Origin of the sequence: Escherichia sp. AM3 (assembly GCF_032029835.1) — a bacterium.
Lineage (GTDB): Bacteria > Pseudomonadota > Gammaproteobacteria > Enterobacterales > Enterobacteriaceae > Escherichia > Escherichia coli.
Genome location: NZ_JAVUPQ010001005.1, coordinates 1 through 268, shown reverse-complemented (window position 1 = coordinate 268; position 268 = coordinate 1). Strand labels below are relative to the sequence as shown.

The window sequence follows — 268 nt, the reverse complement described above, 5'->3', positions numbered from 1 at the left end:
GACATAACCTGGAATACGTTCAGAACGGAGAAAACCTTCAACCTGATCGTCTACTGGCCGATTATTAAATCGCGACTGCGTACGGTTAAAAAGACGCACCGGATAATCCGGTGATGAGACGGGATAAATCGTTCGGACATTTTCTCCCAGAACAAACCAGTGACGACATATCCGCCACGCCATATCCGGTTCGGGTTCATCGCCCATTTTTAATTTTAAAATAGCATCAACGGTTTCTTGATCGAGTATTTCGTCACTGTCCATGCAC

1 pseudogene is annotated in these 268 nt (G+C 45.5%); it reads right to left on the bottom strand.

The features are described 5' to 3' along the window. Positions 1-268, bottom strand: a pseudogene (locus tag RTW80_RS29450) (glycosyltransferase family 2 protein); the annotation flags it as partial.